Source organism: Undibacterium sp. TC4M20W, from assembly GCF_049340245.1.
Taxonomy (GTDB): Bacteria; Pseudomonadota; Gammaproteobacteria; order Burkholderiales; family Burkholderiaceae_D; genus Undibacterium.
In genome coordinates this window covers 62,996-82,988 of sequence record NZ_JBMPPI010000009.1, presented here as the reverse complement: position 1 = coordinate 82,988, position 19,993 = coordinate 62,996, and the positions used below count along the sequence as shown (strand labels likewise).

Annotated in this window: 19 protein-coding genes and 2 tRNA genes; 16 read left to right on the top strand and 5 right to left on the bottom strand. The window is 50.4% G+C overall.

The genetic code is table 11. From position 1 onward, the window contains the following. Positions 1–132: 132 nt before the first annotated feature. From fliF to ACO0LL_RS13305, 14 genes are all read left to right on the top strand, one after another. Entirely contained in the window at positions 133–1,824 is a 1,692-nt protein-coding gene (gene fliF, locus ACO0LL_RS13370) for a flagellar basal-body MS-ring/collar protein FliF (RefSeq protein WP_422951339.1), read from the top strand. Then, positions 1,817–2,812, top strand: coding sequence for a flagellar motor switch protein FliG (fliG, locus tag ACO0LL_RS13365; protein WP_110253190.1), 996 nt, complete (start codon positions 1,817–1,819; stop codon positions 2,810–2,812). The genes fliF and fliG overlap by 8 nt, the downstream gene beginning before the upstream one ends. Next, positions 2,805–3,488 (top strand): flagellar assembly protein FliH, encoded by a 684-nt coding sequence (locus ACO0LL_RS13360; RefSeq protein WP_422951338.1) that lies wholly within the window; start codon positions 2,805–2,807, stop codon positions 3,486–3,488. Before fliG ends, ACO0LL_RS13360 begins: the two co-directional genes overlap by 8 nt. Positions 3,489–3,493: 5 nt before the next feature. Beyond that, entirely contained in the window at positions 3,494–4,882 is a 1,389-nt protein-coding gene (fliI, locus tag ACO0LL_RS13355) for a flagellar protein export ATPase FliI (protein ID WP_422951337.1), read from the top strand. Between the two features lie 32 nt (positions 4,883–4,914). Beyond that, positions 4,915–5,355, top strand: a complete 441-nt coding sequence (fliJ, locus tag ACO0LL_RS13350) for a flagellar export protein FliJ (protein WP_422951336.1) — start codon at positions 4,915–4,917, stop codon at positions 5,353–5,355. Between the two features lie 20 nt (positions 5,356–5,375). Further along, positions 5,376–7,010 carry a flagellar hook-length control protein FliK gene (locus tag ACO0LL_RS13345; protein ID WP_422951335.1) on the top strand — a complete coding sequence of 545 codons (1,635 nt, stop codon included), beginning with the start codon at positions 5,376–5,378 and terminating at the stop codon, positions 7,008–7,010. 330 nt (positions 7,011–7,340) lie between these two features. Next, a complete protein-coding gene (gene fliL, locus ACO0LL_RS13340) occupies positions 7,341–7,844 on the top strand; it encodes a flagellar basal body-associated protein FliL (RefSeq protein WP_162058738.1) in 504 nt (167 codons plus the stop codon). 4 nt (positions 7,845–7,848) lie between these two features. Next, positions 7,849–8,850, top strand: a complete 1,002-nt coding sequence (gene fliM / locus ACO0LL_RS13335; protein ID WP_162041090.1) for a flagellar motor switch protein FliM — start codon at positions 7,849–7,851, stop codon at positions 8,848–8,850. Further along, positions 8,843–9,271, top strand: a complete 429-nt coding sequence (fliN, locus tag ACO0LL_RS13330; RefSeq protein ID WP_162041089.1) for a flagellar motor switch protein FliN — start codon at positions 8,843–8,845, stop codon at positions 9,269–9,271. Before fliM ends, fliN begins: the two co-directional genes overlap by 8 nt. 2 nt (positions 9,272–9,273) lie before the next feature. After that, positions 9,274–9,732, top strand: a complete 459-nt coding sequence (fliO, locus tag ACO0LL_RS13325; protein WP_422951334.1) for a flagellar biosynthetic protein FliO — start codon at positions 9,274–9,276, stop codon at positions 9,730–9,732. A gap of 9 nt (positions 9,733–9,741) precedes the next feature. Beyond that, complete coding sequence (fliP, locus tag ACO0LL_RS13320; RefSeq protein WP_422951333.1) at positions 9,742–10,509, top strand: flagellar type III secretion system pore protein FliP; 768 nt, start codon at positions 9,742–9,744, stop codon at positions 10,507–10,509. 8 nt (positions 10,510–10,517) lie between these two features. Continuing rightward, the gene (gene fliQ, locus ACO0LL_RS13315) at positions 10,518–10,787 is read left to right on the top strand and encodes a flagellar biosynthesis protein FliQ (protein WP_162041086.1); all 270 of its coding nucleotides are present in this window, start codon (positions 10,518–10,520) and stop codon (positions 10,785–10,787) included. Between the two features lie 21 nt (positions 10,788–10,808). Next, complete coding sequence (fliR, locus tag ACO0LL_RS13310; protein ID WP_422951332.1) at positions 10,809–11,606, top strand: flagellar biosynthetic protein FliR; 798 nt, start codon at positions 10,809–10,811, stop codon at positions 11,604–11,606. A gap of 3 nt (positions 11,607–11,609) precedes the next feature. After that, positions 11,610–13,166, top strand: coding sequence for an NAD(P)H-hydrate dehydratase (locus ACO0LL_RS13305; RefSeq protein WP_422951331.1), 1,557 nt, complete (start codon positions 11,610–11,612; stop codon positions 13,164–13,166). 19 nt (positions 13,167–13,185) lie between these two features. On the opposite strand, the gene cysE is transcribed toward ACO0LL_RS13305, so the two are convergent. From cysE to rnr, 3 genes are all read right to left on the bottom strand, one after another. Then, entirely contained in the window at positions 13,186–13,932 is a 747-nt protein-coding gene (gene cysE, locus ACO0LL_RS13300; protein WP_422951330.1) for a serine O-acetyltransferase, read from the bottom strand. 114 nt (positions 13,933–14,046) lie between these two features. Further along, positions 14,047–14,778, bottom strand: coding sequence for a 23S rRNA (guanosine(2251)-2'-O)-methyltransferase RlmB (gene rlmB / locus ACO0LL_RS13295; RefSeq protein WP_162041083.1), 732 nt, complete (start codon positions 14,776–14,778; stop codon positions 14,047–14,049). 45 nt (positions 14,779–14,823) lie between these two features. Beyond that, entirely contained in the window at positions 14,824–17,319 is a 2,496-nt protein-coding gene (gene rnr, locus ACO0LL_RS13290; RefSeq protein ID WP_422951329.1) for a ribonuclease R, read from the bottom strand. Between the two features lie 159 nt (positions 17,320–17,478). On the opposite strand from rnr, the gene ACO0LL_RS13285 reads away from it, so the two are divergent. Both ACO0LL_RS13285 and ACO0LL_RS13280 read left to right on the top strand, forming a co-directional pair. Then, positions 17,479–17,563, top strand: a tRNA-Leu gene (locus ACO0LL_RS13285). A 223-nt stretch (positions 17,564–17,786) separates the two neighbouring features. After that, positions 17,787–17,871: transfer RNA gene (locus tag ACO0LL_RS13280), tRNA-Leu, on the top strand. 251 nt (positions 17,872–18,122) lie between these two features. Here ACO0LL_RS13280 and ACO0LL_RS13275 read toward each other — a convergent pair. Together ACO0LL_RS13275 and ACO0LL_RS13270 are read right to left on the bottom strand one after the other, a co-directional pair. Further along, positions 18,123–18,656 carry a phosphoribosyltransferase gene (locus ACO0LL_RS13275; RefSeq protein ID WP_422951451.1) on the bottom strand — a complete coding sequence of 178 codons (534 nt, stop codon included), beginning with the start codon at positions 18,654–18,656 and terminating at the stop codon, positions 18,123–18,125. 23 nt (positions 18,657–18,679) lie between these two features. Further along, complete coding sequence (locus ACO0LL_RS13270) at positions 18,680–19,993, bottom strand: adenylosuccinate synthase (protein WP_110253174.1); 1,314 nt, start codon at positions 19,991–19,993, stop codon at positions 18,680–18,682.

Genomic DNA, 19,993 nt, shown 5'->3' with positions numbered 1-19,993 from the left:
AGAACTGTAAAGGCATCGTTTTTCCTGCGTTTGATTTTGGTAATTAAGTGGAAAATCGCTATCAAGGAAAAAACCATATCTGGAACAGCAAGCATGCAATCCACTGACACATTACTTAGCACAAGGTGAACTATGGCAACCGCAGAAAATATAGCAATTGCCCCGCCTGGACCTGCCCTGCCGGGCATATTTGGCTTGCCGCAGACGCCAACCATGCGCAACATCATGCTGTCAGTCGGTGCGGCAATTACCATTGCCATCATGGTGGGTGTATGGCTATGGAGCCAGCAACCTGATTACAAAGTCTTGTTTTCCAACTTTAATGACAGGGATGGCGGCGCCATCGTTGCCTCGTTGCAACAGTTAAACATTCCTTACAAATACTCTGAAGGCGGCAATGCCATCCTCGTACCCGCCAACCAGGTGCATGATGCACGCCTGAAACTGGCCTCACAGGGCCTGCCCAAGGGCGGCAATGTCGGATTTGAATTGATGGAAAACCAGAAGCTGGGTATCTCACAGTTTCTGGAACAAGTGAATTTTCAACGTGCGCTGGAAGGCGAACTGGCGCGCTCCATCCAGGCCGTCTCAGCAGTCCAGACTGCACGTGTACATCTGGCCATTCCCAAATCACAGGTATTCATACGCGATCAGCAAAAACCGACTGCCTCGGTCTTATTGAATCTTTACCCCAGCCGTGTGCTGGATCAACAGCAAGTCAGCGCCATCATTCATCTGGTTGCCAGCAGCGTGCCTGAGTTATCTGCCAAGAACGTCACCATCGTCGATCAAAATGGCAATCTGCTGTCAGATCCGACCAAGCAGATGGCGAACAACAGCCTTGATCCCTCACAACTTAAGTATGTGCAGGAATATCAGCAAAACATTATCAAACGCATAGAGTCGATTATTTCACCTATCGTTGGTGCCAATAATGTGCGCGCTGAAGCAACTGCAGACATCGATTTCTCACGCTCTGAACAGGCTGCTGAAACGTACAAGCCCAATTCCCCACCTGAAGCTTCTGCCATACGCAGCCAGCAAACCAGCGAGTCGTACAACAAGGCGGGCAATCCATCCGGCATACCAGGAGCACTGAGCAATCAGCCACCTGTTCCGGCAACAGCACCTATCGTTGCCAGCGGTGCCGCCAATACGCAAACTGCGGCCTCCAACGCTGGCCTGATGCAAAAAGACTCCACGATGAATTTTGAAGTCGATAAGACCATACGCTATACGCAGCAACCCATGGGCGGGGTGAAACGCCTTTCTGTCGCGGTGGTCATCAATTACAAAACAGAAACAGATAAAAACGGCAAAACCACGACACGCCCTCTGACTGATATAGAAAAAACCCAGATCACTGATCTGACCAGAGAAGCCATGGGTTTCAACAAAGACCGTGGCGATACCTTGAACGTGGTCAACAGCCCCTTTGCCAGCCCTGAAAAAGAGCCTATAGTAGATTTACCACTGTGGAAGCAACCCGATGTATTGCAAATGGCTAAGGAAATCGCCAAATACATAGGCGTTGCCATCGTCCTTGCCTACTTGTTTTTTGGCTTCCTGAAACCCATGTTACTTAAGATGATGGGTAAAGACAAAGAAACTCTGGAAGCCATCGAAGCCGAGAAACGCGCTCAGGAAGAAGCAGAAAAAGAGGAAGAAGATGCTGCCATTGTGAATTTGTCGAAAGAAGCAGAATTGCAAAACACGAGACATGGTTCCAGCTATGAAATGAATCTGGAAATGGCAAAACAACTGGCAAAAGACGATCCCCGTATTGTAGCTAACGTAGTAAAGGCATGGGTCAGCAATGAGTGAAGATGGAGTCCAAAAAGCCGCCACCCTGATGTTGGCACTGGGTGAAGATGGTGCTGCCGAGGTCATGAAATATCTTGGCCCACGTGAAGTGCAAAAAATCGGTGCAGCAATGGCTGCCATCGGTGCCATCCCGCATGAGGCCATCGCCAAGGTTCTGGAAGAATTCAAGTCAGCCGCCGACCTCAGTTCTTCGGTGGGCCTGGATTCGGATGAATACATCCGCAATGTGCTGACCAAAGCCCTGGGCGACGACAAGGCAGCTTCTTTATTGAACCGTATTTTGGGCGGCAAAGATGCCAGTGGGATAGAGAGCCTGAAATGGATGGATTCGCCCTCAGTTGCAGAGCTGATCAAGAACGAACATCCGCAGATTATCGCTACCATCCTGGTCCACCTGGAAAGTGATCAGGCTTGCGAAATCCTGAACCAGTTTACTGAACGCCTGCGCAATGACATCGTGCTGCGTATCGCGACGCTTGATGGTATCCAGCCTACCGCCCTGCGTGAACTGAATGATGTGCTGACCAAGCTGTTAACAGGTAACGAAAGCCTGAAGAAAAAATCCATCGGTGGCGTGCGTGCTGCTGCAGAAATCCTGAACTTCATGAGTGGTGAGAATGAAGCCTCTGTCATGGATAACCTGCGCAAATACGATGGCGACATGGCAGAAAAAATCATGGATGAGATGTTTGTCTTTGATAACATCCTTGAAATTGATGACAAGGGCATACAGTTGCTGTTGAGAGAAGTACAGTCTGATTCGCTGATCGTCGCCCTGAAAGGTGCAAATCAGGATATGCGCGAAAAAATCTTCAAGAATATGTCGCAACGCGCTGCAGAAATGATGCGCGAGGATCTGGAATCCAAAGGCCCGGTACGCCTTTCTGAAGTGGAAGCGCAGCAAAAGCAAATCCTGCTCATCGTCAGACGCCTGGCAGACGAAGGCCAGATCATGTTAGGTGCAAAAGGCGAAGATGCCTATGTCTAATAATACGCCCCGCAAAGCTGACATGACCGCATTCCAGCGCTGGGAAATGGCATCTTTTGGGGACAACCGGCCTGCCCAGGTAGAAGAAGTCAGAGTGGCCAATGCAAATCTGGCTGCTCAGAGCCGGATGGAAGCCGACAGAGCAAGGGAAGCAGCGAAGCAGGAAGGTTTTGCGGCGGGTTACAAAGAAGCGTACGAGCGTGGCCTTAAAGATGGCCAAGAAACCGCGTATGCTGAAACGATGGAGCAAGTGCAAACTGAAATCCACTCTTTGCAAGTTTTGGCGCAGGCATTCTCCGAGCAATTGCATTCTGCATCCCAGCAAATGGGCAGTGAATTAATGTATCTTGCGCTGGACATGGCAAAAACCATGCTCAAGGCCAAACTTGATAGCGACCCGACTGTCATATTACCTATCGTTGAAGATGCCATTGCACAACTGGCGAACGTACAACAACCAGCGCATATTTTATTGAACCCTGAAGACGCAGCCATGGTTAAAAATCAGCTCGGTGAGACACTGAGTGAAGATGGCTGGCGCATCATCGTCGACCCCAGTATGGCACGCGGCGGCTGTAAACTCGAAACCCAGCATAATCTTGTCGATGCCAGTTATCCAAGCCGCTGGCAAAAACTGCTGGACAGCATGCAAATCAGTGATCGTAAAGAAGGCTGACGCACATGTCTGATACCTTCATCAACGACTGGAAATCCAAGCTCAATCTCGGTCGTGAGCAGGTTTCTCATGTGCAGACCACGTCCATGTCAGGCAGAGTCACCCGCGTCACTGGCCTGGTGATGGAGGCAGTAGGTTTGCGCCTGCCAGTCGGCAGTGCCTGCAGCATTCATCTGCAAAGTGGTGCAAAAATAGAAGCCGAGGTGGTCGGCTTTGATGGTGACAGGCTGTTTTTAATGCCGCACAGTGATCTTGACGGCGTGACACCTGGTTCGCCGGTTTTCCCGGCAGAGCCTGAAGCACATGAAATTGCCAATCACCCACGCCGCCGCCCCAGTGACAGAAGCCGGCATCTGCCAGTAGGCTATGAATTGCTGGGCCGCGTCCTGGATGGTAATGGCCGCCCTCTCGATACCCTGGGGCCGCTTGGCACGCATGAATCTGCCCCCTTGGGCGCACGCATCTATAACCCGCTTGAACGCGCGCCTATCGTCGATACTCTGGATGTGGGTGTGCGGGCCATCAACAGCATGCTGAGTGTGGGCAAGGGACAAAGGTTGGGCCTGTTTGCCGGCTCAGGCGTCGGTAAGAGTGTCTTGCTGGGCATGATGGCGCGCTATACGGCCGCTGATATTATCGTCGTCGGCCTGATCGGTGAACGGGGACGTGAAGTGAAAGAATTTATTGAGCAAATTCTCGGCACTGAAGGCCTGGCCCGCTCTGTCGTGGTGGCCGCACCTGCTGATGCCCCACCCTTGATGCGTCTGCAAGGCGCGGCCTATGCAACCACCATTGCCGAGTATTTCCGCGATCAGGGACGCAGCGTACTGCTGATCATGGATTCTTTGACCCGTTATGCGATGGCGCAAAGGGAAATTGCCCTGGCAATCGGTGAACCGCCGGCAACCAAAGGCTACCCGCCGTCTGTATTTGCCAAATTGCCAGTGTTAGTTGAACGTGCCGGTAACGGCAAATCTGGTGGGGGTTCAATTACGGCCTTTTATACAGTCCTGACCGAGGGTGATGACCAGCAAGATCCTATCGCAGATTCTGCCAGGGCTATCCTGGATGGCCATATTGTCCTGAACCGCACCCTGGCGGAGAGCGGCCACTACCCGGCCATCGATATTGAGCAATCGATCAGCCGCGCCATGCATGGCATCACCACGCCTGAACATCAGGCTCTGGCCAGAAGACTGAAACAATTATATTCACGCTATGAACGTAGCCGGGATTTGATCAGCGTCGGTGCTTATTCTCCTGGCTCTGACCCTTTGCTGGATGAGGCAATTCGCCTGAATGGGCGAATAGTTGCCTTTTTGCAACAAGATATCGCCGAAAAATGCAGCATTCCAGAAAGCTTGAGCCAACTTCAGGCTCTATTCAGCGGATAGAAAATCCTGCCAACGACTATACTTAAATCACCATGGCGTTGAAATCACCAATTAGCACACTGATAGAAATTACAGAAAGAGAAGTTGACGATGCCGCCAAACTTCTGGGTAAGGCCATACGCGCGCATGAAGACACTGAGAAAAAACTGAGTTTGCTGCAGCAATACCGCGATGATTACGCGCAAAGATTGCAGGATGGTGCAGCAAAAGGCCTGACTGTGTCGCAATATACAAATTTTTTGTCCTTCCTGGCCAAGCTGGACTCAGCCATAGACGGACAAAAGAAAGTTGTCATGGATGCAGAACATCGCATCGTCATGGCAAAAACCGAATGGCAGGCAAGCGAAAAAAAACGCCTTTCTTATGATACTTTGCAAAACCGGGCACAAACGGCGCAACAAAAGAAAGAAGCGAAACGAGATCAGAAGCAAACCGATGAAATGGCAGTGCGCGCCCTCTTTTATAAGCGCTAATTTATCTACAGGTACCGCAAATGCAAGCTAATCCACTACTGACAGCGACAGACAAAACTGCTGCGGCCACCAAAACGAGCAAAAACAACTCGTCTGGCAATGCCGAAAACAGCTTCAATCAAATGCTGAATAAAGAAATCTCAGGATCAAAAAGACCAGAGATGGAGGCGCCGCGCCCTGCCAATGCCAACAGCGCTAACAAATCTACCCAGACGAACAAGAACAACAATAACGCGACAAATAACAACGCCAGCAATAACGTTAACAACAACGGCAACGCCAATAACCAGGCGAATGCCGGCAATAAGTTGGCAAAGAATGACGATAATGTACCTGACAATCCCGGTGCAGCAAAAACAGACGCGGCAAGTACTGATGGCACAGTCAGCAAAGAAGACGAGACTGATGTCAAAAAAGAAGATGAACTCAGTATCAGCGAACAAATTCTCGCCTTGGTAGGCAACCTCAATCCTGCTCCTGTGGCTGCTGATATAGCCAAAAAGCCTGTTGCCAGCGATGTTGATACCAGTAAAAATGATAGTCTTGCAGCCGTCGCCAGCGCAGACGCAGCGGTAACTGCAAGCGATCTGATCGACAGTAATACGGTCGCCAACCTGACAAAATCAGGCACAGAAAATCAAGATTTGGCTGCTCCCCAGCTTGATGGCAAATCAACGGGCAAGGAACAGATCAAGCCTGAGGACCCTGCCAGCAAAGCTGATGTCGCAGCAATTGCTGCGCAAATGATTGCCAGCAAGGCTGATGGCAAAACCACGACCAGACTCGCAGAGAATGGGCAAACTGCGGTAGTTTCACCTCTCGATAAAGAGGCCGGCAAATTGACGGATGCCATTAGCCGCGCGGCGGAACTCACCTCTCCCGCACCAAAAGATGCATTGACAAGCAAGGGCGCAACTACAGTCAGCGCAAACACGCCTTCTGAAACGGCAGTTAGTGATGCCAAGATCAGCGACCTGAGTTTGGCTAAAGCCACCAACGACAAAACTGGGGAAGCCCGCACTGTAGCAAGCGCGGCGGACACACCAAAATCGTTTGCCACTGATATTGCACAGGCAAAAAATGCCATGGCAGAACGTATATCTGAAGTCAAAACGGGTGCAACTGCCAAAGACGCCCAGCAAGTCATGGCACCACCTGCGATTGCAGCCAATGCAGTCAGTAGTACGCAATTCAATGCCGCAGTGCTGGCAGCAGAGCAAATTGCACCGCGTGTAGGCAGCAATGGCTGGGATAAAGCAGTAGGCCAAAAAGTTGTCTGGATGGTGGGTGAAGGCTTGCAATCAGCGGAGTTAACATTGAACCCGCCGGACCTCGGCCCCTTGCAGGTCGTGCTGAAGGTCAGCAATGAACAAGCCAGCGCCAGCTTTTCTTCTGCCCAGCCAGAAGTCAGGGAAGCACTGGAAGCAGCCCTGCCGCGCTTAAAACAAATGCTCAGCGATGCGGGCGTACAGTTGACAGGTTTCTCTGTTAATTCACAGGCGGCAGGCCAGGGACAAAATTTCGCGCAACAACAGCCACGCAGCCTGGGCTCAGCAAGAACTGGCGTTGACTTGCCAGACAATACAATCAGCACAACAAGTACAGCGCCGGCCAGGATACAGACAAATAACGGCTTGGTAGATACCTTTGCCTGAATGTTTGCCAGTAACACTCTTTCTTGAGCTAAAGCCATGCAATGGTGGCCGGATTTGCACACCGGCCCATTGTTGCAGCCCTTATTTCACGCTCTGACACAAAAGTATTGCTCATACGCAGCAACATCAGCTTCTACTCTCTGGAAAAAACTTGGTACATGCATGTAGAATGATCATGAACAGGCTGATCCAGGCAATGCAGTGAGTTCACTCATTTGCAAACATCAGAGATAAGCTGAAATACGCCCTCTTTTTCCCGGATGTTAAATGCCTGCCATCAAGCATAATACGTAAAAATCATGGCATTTATTGCCTACAGAGAGGAAAACCATGGCGAAAGCACCAGCCAAAGCAGCGGAAGCAAGTGATGCTCCAGCAGGAAAGTCGAAGAAAAAGCTCCTGATCATCATCGCCGCGGTTGTCGTCTTACTGGTCGCAGCAGGTGGCGGCGCAGCTTTTTTCCTGACTAAAAAAGCCCCTGCCAACAAAGAAAAAGAACATAAGGCAGAACCAGCCAAAGCCCCGGTATTTCTTGCTCTCGAACCATTTACAGTCAACCTGCAATCAAACGATGGCGACAAATACCTGCAAATCAGCATGACACTGCAAGTGCAGGATGAAGAACAGGTCAATCTGATCAAGGCCAATATGCCGCAAGTGCGCAGCCGACTATTGCTCCTGCTGTCAAGCAAGGATGCATCTGAAATTTTATCGTCCGAAGGCAAGGAAAAACTGGTCAATGACATTATCGAAAAAGTTGCCCAGCCATTTACCGCCAAGGGAGAGCCACAAAAAGTCAGTGGTGTTTTCTTTACGTCTTTTGTAGTCCAATAAAATCATGTCAGATAATTTTCTCTCCCAGGAAGAAGTTGATGCCCTTTTGAAGGGTGTCACGGGAGATCAGGACGACTCGCAATCCCTGGAGGATACCTCAGGTGTCCGGCCCTACAATCTTGCCACGCAAGAGCGTATCGTCCGTGGACGTATGCCAACGCTGGAAATTATCAATGAACGTTTTGCCCGCTTGTTGCGCATAGGTTTGTTCAATTTTCTGCGCCGCAGTGCCGAGGTATCAGTTGGTACTGTCCGAGTATCAAAGTACAGTGAATTCATCCGTAACCTGGTGGTACCGACGAATCTGAATCTGGTGCACATGAAGCCCTTGCGCGGCACTTCCCTGATCGTGCTTGATCCTGGCCTGGTATTTTTGCTGGTGGATAATCTGTTTGGTGGTGATGGCCGATTCCATACCCGTGTTGAAGGTCGCGATTTCACCCAGACTGAGCAACGTATCATTCACCGCATCCTTGAAATCATTTTTGAAACCTATTCCAAATCCTGGGAACCTGTCTATCCCATCGAGTTTGAATATATACGCTCAGAAATGAATACCCAGTTCGCCAATATTGCGACTCCGAATGAAGTCGTGGTATCCACCACCTTCACGATAGAACTGGGGCCAGTCAGTGGTGAAATGCATTTATGCATGCCCTATTCCACCATAGAGCCCATACGCGATATCCTGACCAGTAGCCTGCAAGGCGAAACCCTGGAGGTGGATAAACGCTGGGTGCGTCTGATGACGCAACAGATACAGATAGCAGAAGTTGAAATAGTTGCAGATCTGGGCACCACGCGCGTCACTCTGGGCGATATACTGAATATGAAGGAAGGCGATATCATTCCGCTTTCAGTACCAGAAATTATTTCAGCAAAAGTCGATGGCACTCCAGTCATGGAGTGTAAATACGGCGTGTTTAACGGGCAATATGCCTTGCGTGTGGAGAAGCTGATCAGCTCCAGCGTACAGGAAGTAGCACAAGGAGAAAATCATGGATGACAACGGCGATTCACCCATCAGTGAAGATGATTGGGGCGCTGCAATTGCAGAGCAGGAAAGAGCCGAAGCTGCGGCAGCCGAAAAGGCTGAGGCACCACCGGCCAGTGCTGCCATTTTTAAAGAGTTCAGCGGCAAGAGCAGTAACGCACCTGAAACTCATAATGACATCGACTTCATTCTGGATATCCCGGTTCAACTGACGGTAGAGTTGGGCAGAACCAAGATTGCCATCAAAAACCTGCTGCAACTGGCACAGGGTTCTGTAGTAGAACTTGATGGCCTGGCGGGTGAGCCTATGGATGTGCTGGTCAATGGCTGCCTGATTGCCCAGGGCGAGGTAGTTGTGGTCAACGACAAGTTTGGTATTCGCCTGACCGATATCGTGACGCCTGCAGAACGCATACGCAAGCTCAACAAATGAGGATGAAATTGTCTTATTTTGTACCGCTAATATTAGCCACACTTGGCAGCTCTGCTGTTGCTGCCGAGACTGCTCCAGTGTCACCTAGCGGTGGTTTTTTGCAAATTGCAACAGCATTACTTTTAGTACTGGGATTGGTGGTCATGGCCGCCTGGCTCATGCGCCGCCTGGGCCCCATGAATGCAGGAAATAAAATTCCGGTCAAAATCATTGGCGGCATCAGCGTAGGCAATCGCGAACGGGTGATGGTAGTTGAAGTAGGCGACCAATGGCTGATCCTTGGCGTGACCGCAAGCAATATCAGTAATCTGGGCAGCATGCCCAAACAGCAAGAATTGCTGAATCAATCAGCGCAAATAGCCGCAAATGATCCTTTTTCTGCCTGGCTCAAACGCACGCTGGAAAAACGCAATGCTGGGCGAACCCCTGAGCAATCTACAGAGCCGTCTGATAACAGGTAATTACATCGCATGAAAATTTTGCGCTCTCATCTGCCCTTCATCTGGCTGGCTCTCTTGTTGTGCGGACTGGCCTTGCCAGAAGCTGCCATGGCACAGGCCAATGGTGGCTTGCAAGCTATCACCAGCACGCCCGCACCTGGTGGTGGACAAAACTATTCACTCAGCATACAGACGCTGCTATTCCTGACGGCACTCAGCTTCTTGCCGGCGGCCTTGCTGATGATGACCAGTTTTACCCGCATCATCATCGTCTTGTCTTTGCTCAGGCAAGCCTTGGGTACCCAGTCTGCGCCACCGAATCAGGTGATGGTGGGCTTGTCCCTGTTTCTGACTCTGTTCGTCATGGGGCCTGTGTTTGACAAAATCTATGCCGAAGCTTATCAGCCATTTACTGAAAACAAGATCACCATGCAGGTTGCTCTGGATAAGGGAGCAACCCCGTTGAAACAATTCATGATGAAGCAAACCAGGCAGACTGACCTTGCCCTGTATGTGAAATTATCCAATACCCCTGAGTTGCAAGGGCCGGAAGACGTACCTTTGCGAATTTTGATCCCCGCCTTTATTACCAGTGAACTGAAAACTGCTTTTCAAATCAGTTTTGCCATCTTCATTCCCTTCCTCATCATCGACATGGTGGTTGCCAGTGTGCTGATGTCCATGGGTATGATGATGGTCTCGCCTTCCATCGTATCGCTGCCCTTCAAGCTCATGCTCTTTGTGCTTGTTGATGGCTGGCAGTTGTTGATAGGTTCACTCGCACAAAGTTTTTACTGAGGCTCACTATGACACCCGATAGCGTAATGACATTAGGCCGCCAGGCCATGGAAGTCACCTTAATGGTGTCTGCCCCCTTGTTACTGGTGGCGCTGGGCATAGGCCTGATTGTCAGTATTTTCCAGGCAGCCACGCAAATCAATGAAACCACCCTGTCTTTTATTCCCAAGCTGATAGGCATCTTTGTCACACTCATTATTGCAGGGCCCTGGATGCTTTCCGTCCTGATGGATTACATGCGCCAGATGTTTTCCAGCATCGCCACCATGGCAGCCTGATTTGCGTAGCATCGCAATTCCATGATCTCTTTTTCCAGCAATGAACTTATTGCACTCATCAATTCCTTTATCTGGCCTCTGACCAGGATACTGGGCTTGATTGCGGTTGCCCCGCCGTTTGGCAATAACACTGTGCCGGTACAAATCAAGATCGCGCTGGGAGTGGTTTTATCGCTGATCGTGGCCCCTACCCTGCCAGCCATTTCCAATCTTGATCCAGTTTCACTGAATGGTATTTTGGTACTCGCACAGCAGCTCATCATAGGATTTGCAATGGGCTTTGTCATGCGCGTCGTCTTTTCTGCCATAGAGATGGCTGGTGAGGTTTCTGGCTTGACCATGGGGTTGGGCTTTGCGACCTTTTTTGATCCACAGACCCAGGGACGATCGTCAGCGATTGCGCAATTTCTGGTACTGACATCAACTTTGCTGATGCTGACGCTGAATGTGCATCTCTCCATGCTGGCGGCGCTGGTTGAGAGCTTCCATACCATGCCCATTGCAACCACCTATCAATCTGGTCTCAATTATCAAAAGCTGGCAATCTGGGGGGAGCAAATTTTTAGCGTGGGCATGCATCTCTCGCTGCCCATTGTTGCGGCCCTGCTGGTGACCAACGTCGCCCTCGGCATATTGACGCGCGCGGCACCTCAATTGAATTTGTTTGGTATAGGCTTTCCTATCACCATAGGTGTAGGTTTTTTGATGGTCGCCCTGATCATGCCCTACCTGCTGCTGCCACTGCAAAACTTGTTCCAGAGTGGACTGGAGATGATACAGTCTTTAAGCCAGACTACGCCGCTCCCGATAAAGAGGTAAGTCATGTCATGCGGGGTATTTACCGGGGAAGCCAGACTATATAGCGTAGAACAGATACGTGAAATAGAGGCCCGTGCACTCGCACATCAGGGAGAGGGCCAGGGCGAAGTCACGCTCATGCAAAAAGCCGGGCTGGCGACGGCAGAACTGGCAGCAAAAATTTGCGTGAACAAGCAATATCCCATATTGATACTGGCAGGCCCAGGCAATAACGGAGGGGATGCCTATGAAGCCGGACATCAATTATCCAGACAGAGCTTTAAAGTTGTTTGTCTCATGTGCGGGGCATTTGAGAAATACCCTCCAGATGCACAGGCTGCGCTGCAAAGAGCGCGGGGCTCTGGAATGGAGTTTGCAGAGCTTCACACATTACTCGATACGCCGTCAGAAAACTGGGGCCTGATTATTGATGGCTTATTCGGCATAGGTCTGAAACGGGCACCAGAAGCGGACATCGTCAAGCTAATCAACTTTATCAACCAGCTCGCATCTGAAAAGACTATCCCGGTACTGGCGATTGATGTTCCCAGTGGTTTGAATGCCGATACCGGGCAGCCAGTGAGTCAAGACAGCGCGCTTGTTCAGGCCAGCCATACTATTACTTTTATAGCCAACAAACCTGGCTTGCATACAGGATCAGGTAAAGACTATGCGGGTCATGTCATTGTCAATCAACTCAATATTTCTGACGATTTTTTTCCTGCATGCCACAGCTATCTGAATGAACGCACTTCCCTGCTGCAAATTCTAAAGCCTCGCAAGCAAAACAGTCATAAAGGCAGTTTTGGTGACGTTGTCGTACTTGGTGGTGCCAAGGGCATGGCCGGCGCTGCCATCCTTGCGGCCAGGGCTGCGCAGTATGCAGGTGCCGGAAGGATTTACTGCAGCATGCTGGCAGAAGCACCCGCTTACGATAGTCTGCACCCAGAAATCATGTTTCGTCATGCCGGGGACATCAGTCTGGCAGAGGCAACTGTGGTCATAGGCCCAGGGCTGGGCACGTCAAACGCTGCGCATGCCTTACTCAGCAGTGCAATTCAAACTGCGCAGGCACTGGTCATTGATGCCGACGCCTTGAACCTGATTGCTGCAGACAGCAAATTGCAGGCCTTATTACGCAATAGAAGTACTCCATGCATACTCACGCCGCATCCACTGGAAGCAGCGAGACTATTGAACAAGAGCGTCGCCGAGATACAGAATAATCGTCTGCCTGCAGCGCAAGAACTGGCAAGTCGATTCAATGCAGTAGTAATACTCAAGGGCTCCGGCAGTATTATTTGCGGCCCTTGTGGCAAGTTGTTTATCAATACGACTGGCAACCCTGCCCTGGCCAGCGGTGGTACTGGTGATGTATTGGCGGGTGTGGCAGGAGCCTTACTGGCACAGCTTGGCAATAGCATGGATACAGCAAGAATAGCTACCTGGGTGCATGGTCATGCAGCAGATGAACTGGTAAAAAGTGGAACAGGGCCGATAGGCTTGACGGCCAGTGAGTTATTGCCAGAGATTCGGCTTCATATCAATCAATTGGCCTATCAGACTAGAGCTGATGACTAATTCTTTGAAGGATTAAGAATCAGTCAACCAGACTATTAATCTGTTCCGGTATTAGTTTACCAACTTCAGAGCGGGCATCACAGACGATGCCAGATTGCGCCAAAGCCGCAGACAATTTTTCTATCTGTTCTTGCTGTGCAGCAGCATGATCAATCAGCTTGTGAAGGACTTTGGAAATCGGGTCGTCACTGTTTTGAGTCACGCCATAAGCGGTGAACAAATGCGCAGTTTCTGAATCTGCCGAGGCGACTTCTTTTTTGATGACGTGAGCAGGGTTACCAACTGCTGTACCACCAGCAGGCACTGGCTTGAGCACCACGGAGTTAGACCCTATCTTGGCACCTGCTCCAATAGTAAAACCGCCGAGCACTTTGGCACCGGCACCGACGATGACGCCTGCTTCCAGGGTTGGATGGCGCTTGGCACCACGCGACAAGGACGTACCACCCAGTGTCACGCCCTGATAGATCGTGCAGTCATCACCGATTTCTGCCGTTTCACCAATGACCACGCCAAAGCCATGGTCAATGAATACTCTACGGCCTATGGTCGCACCAGGGTGGATTTCTATACCTGTCAATACACGGGCAATATGGGAGATGAAACGACCCAGCCATTTCAAACCACGCTTCCAGCACCATTGCGCCCAACCATGCATGAGAATCGCCTGAAAACCAGGATAACAAGTGATCACCTCCCAAGCATTACGGGCGGCAGGATCTTTCTTGATAATACTGGCTATATCTTCTCTCAGGCGGCTAAACATGAACTTTATATGGATATGACGGAGGGGAATAAGATAGTAGCGTATTTCTGAAAAAGCTGCGTCCGCTACCCAAATCACCGGGCACCAGACGTACAGGTTTACAGAAACTATGGCTTACAGACGCTGGCGGCGGGCTTCGTACAGACAAACACCTGACGCCACGGAGACGTTCAGGCTTTCTACAGAACCGAACATGGGGACACTGACCAGCATATCGCAGGTTTCGCGGGTCAGGCGGCGCATGCCCTCACCTTCAGAACCCATGACGATGGCGCAACCAACTTTGAAATCCACATCGTAGATATTTTTTTCGACTTCATCTGAGGTACCAACCAGCCAGATATCACGGTCTTTCAATTCACGCAGGGTGCGCGCCAGATTGGTGACGGTGATGTAAGGCACTGTTTCAGCAGCGCCACTGGCAACCTTGGCTGCAGTCGCATTCAAGCCCACTGCCCTGTCTTTGGGGGCGATAACTGCGTGCGCGCCCGCGCCGTCGGCTACCCGCAGGCAGGCACCCAGGTTATGTGGGTCAGTAATACCATCCAGCACCAGCAACAATGGTGGACCGTCAATCGCATCCAACAATTCATCGAGGTTACGTGCCAGTGACAATTCACTGGCTTTGGCCACTACACCTTGATGGCGGCGTGTACCGACAATATTGCTGAGGCGCTGATCATCCGCCGGGATGATGCGCACGCCAGCAGCTTTTGCTGCTTGCAACAGGTCTTTCATACGACCATCGACACGCGAAGAATCTACATAGATTTCTTCGACAGAAGAGGCTTCATGACGGATCCGGGAGGTCACCGCATGGAAACCAAAAATCATTTTACTTTTCATTTCATTCTTTTCTTTACATGCATTTCTTTGAGGTACTTTGAGGTACTAACGTCTTTTCTTCGCTGACTTACTAGCAGCAGCTGGTGCTTTTTTCTTTGCACTGGCAGCAGCAGGCGAAGATTTCTGGCGACGTCCGCCAGAAAAACTTTCTTCTTTTACTTTCTTGGCCGGGGCAGCTTTGCCACCTCTGCCATAATTTGCCACGGCTTTTTCTTCAGGTACCTGCAAGGCTTTCTTGGCACTGGCAGCACCTTTGCGGTTTTTTTCATTCGTGGCTGTACCACGTGTATCCACCAGCCCAACTGAGCGTGGTGATACAGGCTGGACTATGGCCAAGTCTATCTTGCGTGCATCCAGATCAACCCGGCTGACTTGCACCGTGACTTTATCTGTCAACTGATAGCGTTTGCCGGTACGTTCTCCGCGCAACTCATGGCGTGCCTCGTCATACTGGAAGTAATCAGCACCCAGCTCAGTGATATGCACCAGACCTTCGATGAAAATTTCATCGAGCTGAACAAAGATACCAAACTGTGTCACGCCAGTGATCATGCCGGTGAATTCTTCACCAACCTTGTTGCGTATGAAGTAGCACTTGAGCCAGGCTTCGACATCACGTGAAGCTTCATCAGCACGACGCTCATTAGCAGAACAGTGGACACCCAGCGCATCCCAGATAGTCTGTTCTTTTTCTTCCTTCTTCTTGCCTGCGGCCTTGTCAGCAATCTGCTGTTTTCTGGTGGCGTTTGATACAGAAGTATTCAACAGCGTCAGGTCTATGCCCTTGGGTTCATATTTACGACCCTGCAAAATCGCCTTGATCGCCCTGTGCGTCAGCAAGTCAGGGTAACGGCGTATCGGGCTGGTGAAATGAGCATAAGCGTCATAAGACAAACCAAAATGGCCTATATTATCCGGACTGTAAACGGCCTGCTGCATGGAGCGCAATAACATGGTTTGCAAAAGCGTTGCGTCAGGCCTGCCTTTGACCTTCTTCATCAACTCGGCATAGTCAGATGCTGCTGGCTTGTCGCCACCACCAAGGAACAGACCAACTTGCTTCAGGAAATTTCTGACCTGGGTCAGTTTCTCTTTAGTCGGGCCAGCATGGATACGGTATGTGCCTGGATGCTTGTAAGTTTCCAGCAAATTTGCAGCGCAGACATTGGCTGCCAGCATGCATTCTTCAATCAGCTTGTGCGCATCATTACGCGTGCGTGGCAATATTTTTTCTATCTTGCCAGATGGATTGCAAACGATATAGGTTTCTGTCGTTTCAAAGTCGATGGCACCACGCACCTGGCGTGCCTTCAATAAAGACTGGAAGACTTCATACAGATGCAAGAGATGCGGTACCAGGGTCAGGCGTTTGGCGGCTTCTGGCCCTTTGGTATTACCAAGTATTGCTGCCACTTCAGTGTAGGTGAAGCGTGCGGCAGAATGGATGACCGCAGGATAAAACTGGTAAGCCGTGACTTCACCGTCTTGCGTAATGACCATATCGCACACCAGCGTCAGGCGATCAACATCAGGATTAAGCGAGCACAGGCCATTCGACAAGCGTTCTGGCAACATCGGTATTACCCTGCGCGGGAAATACACCGACGTGCTACGCAACAGTGCCTCTTCATCAAGCACATCATTAGGTTGAACGTAGTGGCTCACATCGGCAATGGCAACGATCAGCCTGTGACCTTTGCTGCGGCCTATCTTGACTGGTTCACAGTACACAGCATCATCAAAATCGCGGGCATCTTCGCCATCAATCGTTACCAGTGGAATATCACGCAGATCGACGCGGTCTGTGAGATCACTTTCCCTGACTTCTGACGGCAATTTGGCAGCGGCTTTTTTAACCGCTTCAGAAAACTCATGTGGTACGCCAAATTTGCGGACAGCGATTTCGATTTCCATACCAGGATCATCGACATCACCCAGTATTTCAACGATCTTGCCAACTGGCTGCGCATAACGGGTCGGCTGCTCAGTCAACTCAACGCTGACGACCTGGCCAGCCTTGGCTTTGCCTGGTGCGCCAGTCAATAAAATATCCTGGCTGAAGCGCTTGTCTTCAGGCGCGACTATCCAGACGCCGTTTTCATTTAACAGGCGCCCGATGACATGGGTATTGGCCCTGTCCAGTATCTCAAGTATGCCGCCTTCAAGACGACCACGCCTGTCAGTGCCAACAACACGCGCCATGACACGGTCACCGTGCAAGACCTTCTGCATTTCGCGCTCAGGCAAAAACAGGTCTTCACTACCATCATCAGGGATCAGAAAACCATAGCCTTCGCGATGACTGCTGACTTTGCCGCTGATGAAATTATCCTGATTGGCGATGGAATAATTTCCACCCTTATCTACTTTGACTTGCCCATCTCTTTCCATCGCGTTTAATCGTCGTGTCATGCCATCTAACTCCTCAGGTTTTACTGACAACGCATCTGCAATTGCAGTAGCCGTCATTTTTGCCGTGTTAGTACGTAGAACACCCAGTATCTCTTCGCGACTGGGGATGGGGTATAAATGCTTGTTCAAATTTTGTATTTTTTCTTAAAAAAGTTAATTTGGCTCGCACCAAAATCTTATCAGGCCATAGTTTACTGTAGCAAACCTCTTTCGCCTAACAATTCTTGTATCTGCAAGGTGGCTCACCTTGACAAATGCTTCAATTAATTTATAATATTGTTCTCCGTTGCCCACGTGGCGGAATTGGTAGACGCGCATGGTTCAGGTCCATGTGCCTTCGGGTGTGGGGGTTCGAGTCCCTCCGTGGGCACCAAAATTTGAGAGCCCGCTGATGAAAATCAGCGGGCTTTTTCAATTCCACTTCGAATTTCACATTCCACACATTCAGTTTTGCAAGTATAAGCAAGAAATCCCCTGACTCCGCACTTCCTGCCCAAGCTGCAGGCGACTTTCTAGCTGCCAGCACCATAATGCGAAATTTTCTCCGAAATATTTCCCCAAAGCCAGTCAAATACTCTATAATTATTCCTTCCGTTGCCCACGTGGCGGAATTGGTAGACGCGCATGGTTCAGGTCCATGTGTCTTCGGATGTGGGGGTTCGAGTCCCTCCGTGGGCACCACAAATTTGAGAGCCCGCTGATGAAAGTCAGCGGGCTTTTTCAATTCCACATTTGCCTCATTTTCTTTCCTCATTAGCGCAAACCGCGTCATATCTGCATTATTCAAATCAAATGAAGTCTGGCGGGAACAAACAAGCCCTCCCCACTCTTCCGTGAAACACGAGACACCCATCACAATAAAGCACCGGATAATCGCATAGTGTCGCCATAAAAAAACGGAAGCAAATCGCTTCCGTTTTCATGACTGCCAATTAAGCTGCGCCCTTTTTCAACCAGGCATTCAACTGATGCGGCCTGATACTGTCATACTCTTCAAAAGGCTGATGTATCCATGGATTGTTCGCCAGATGGTCCAGATAATAGTCTGGCGCCACTGATGAGCATGCCTTGTACCAGATCACGGCTGATTTTACTTCTGTCACTGCCGGGAAGTTTTCACGCAGATGCACGAGCACTTTTTCCAGGGTAACGCCGGAATCAACCAGATCATCGACGACCAAAACCCTACCTTGCAACGCACCCTTGGTCATGGAAATATACTTTCCTATATCCAGAGTACCCTGCACTGTGCCCGACTCTTCGCGATATGAACTGGTCGACAAAATCGCCAGCGGCACATCAAAAATTCTGGAGAAAATATCACCAGGACGCAAGCCACCACGGGCAAGACACAGGACTTGATCAAACTTCCAGCCAGACTCATGCACTTTCAGCGCAAGCTGCTCGATGGAACGATGATAGGCTTCCCATGAAACCCATAAGTCCTTGTCTGTAGATGCAGGCATATTCATATTTTTATTTTTCCTTCTTAAATAAACGGGTGCCTTAACACGATGGTTTCTTCGCGATCTGGTCCGGTAGAGACCATATCGACAGGAACACCAACCAGCTCCTGAATACGCATGATGTAATTGCGGGCATTGACTGGCAGAGCATCCATGCTTTGCGCGCCAACTGTGGTCTCAGACCAGCCCGGCATTTCTTCATAAATGGCTTCGCAGCGCGCCGCTTCTTCAGCACCAACCGGGAAGATATCAACGACTTTGCCATCGATTTTGTAGCCAGTACACAGCTTCAATGTTTCCAGACCGTCCAGCACGTCCAGCTTGGTCAGGCACATGCCAGACACGCCATTGATTTGCACAGAACGCTTCAACAGAGCTGCATCGAACCAGCCGCAACGGCGGGCACGGCCAGTCACCGTACCAAATTCATGACCAACGCTGGCCAGGTGCTTGCCTACGCCGGCATCAGTTGGCAATTCAGATGGGAATGGGCCAGAACCTACACGTGTCGTGTACGCCTTGGTGATACCCAGGATGTAATGCAACATGTTAGGACCAACACCAGAACCTGCCGCTGCATTGCCAGCCACGCAATTGCTGGAGGTAACAAAGGGGTAAGTTCCATGATCAACGTCCAGCAAACTGCCTTGCGCGCCTTCAAACAACAGGCTGGCACCGGCTTTATGTGCTGCATACAAGGCACTGGATACGTCTGCCACCATAGGGCGGATACGCGGCACATTGGCCAACGTGTCATCCAGGGTTTTCTGGAACTCGACTGCAGGCGCCTTGAGGTAATTGGTCAACACAAAATTGTGGTAATCCAGATTTTCACGCAGCTTTTCAGCAAAGCGTTCTTCATTGAGCAAATCAGCTACGCGGATCGCACGGCGGGCAACCTTGTCTTCATAGGCCGGGCCTATGCCCTTGCCTGTCGTGCCAATCTTGGCGGCACCACGGGCAATTTCACGTGCTGCATCAAGTGCAGTGTGATACGGCAAAATAACTGGGCAAGCTTCTGAAATTTTGAGACGGGAAGCAACTTCAACGCCATTTGCCTGCAGCTTGTCAATTTCACGCAAGAGGTCAGGTACAGACAAAACCACACCGTTACCGATGTAGCAAGCCGTACCAGCGCGCATGATGCCGGAAGGTATCAGTTGCAAGGCCGTTTTCTGGCCACCGATTACCAGTGTATGACCAGCATTATGGCCACCTTGAAAACGGACAACGCCCTGGGCGTGGTCCGTCAACCAATCAACGATTTTTCCCTTGCCTTCATCGCCCCACTGGGTACCGATTACGACTACGTTTTTTGCAATTTTAGTTTGTGTCAT